A 684-nucleotide genomic window follows, 5' to 3' on the forward strand; every position below is an offset into this window, starting at 1 on the left:
CCCCCCCCCCTGCCGCGCTATCGATAGGGTGGGGCTAGAGGCCGAAGGCTACTAGTGTTGTTCAGAATGCCGTTTCGCTTCAAGAAACCCCCCCCCCCTGCCGCGCTATCGATAGGGGGGGGCTAGAGGCCGAAGGCTACTAGTGTTGTTCAGAATGCCGTTTCGCTTCAAGAAACGAAAGGTCGCCACCGGATCCCACCAAGAATTTGGTTTTGAATAGTAACTGTACCGTACTRTAGAGTACCGCSGCAAGCAAAAATCTATTTGTTATAAACAAAATAAATAACAATCAAAGCGAATAAAAATCCGGGCGCGATCCAACGGTCGGATCGCAGGTCGGGGGCCCTTGGAGCCTCCCATCGCTCCTCGCGGGCGCCTTCGAAGCGCTTATAGCAATTGCGCTTGCATGGACTAACGGGTGCGATCATACCAGCACTAATGCACCGGATCCCATCAGAACTCCGCAGTTAAACGTGCTTGGGCGAGAGTAGTACTAGGATGGGTGACCTCCTGGGAAGTCCTCGTGTTGCACCCCTCCTTTTTGCGTGCTTCTCCATCCGGCAAGCCTTCTTTTTCTCACMCTCCTTTTTGCCTGCTTCTCCATCCGGCCAGCCTTCCCTTCCTCCCCCCCCCCTGCCGCGCTATCGATAGGGTGGGGCTAGAGGCCGAAGGCTACTAGTGTTG

Annotated in this window: 1 rRNA gene; it reads left to right on the forward strand. The window is 55.2% G+C overall.

The window, feature by feature from the left end:
• The first annotated feature begins 416 nt into the window (after nucleotides 1-416).
• Nucleotides 417-535 (forward strand): 5S ribosomal RNA (gene rrf / locus ELS82_RS27995).
• Nucleotides 536-684 lie beyond the last annotated feature (149 nt).

The organism is Vibrio ouci, assembly GCF_004551525.1.
Taxonomy (GTDB): domain Bacteria; phylum Pseudomonadota; class Gammaproteobacteria; order Enterobacterales; family Vibrionaceae; genus Vibrio; species Vibrio ouci.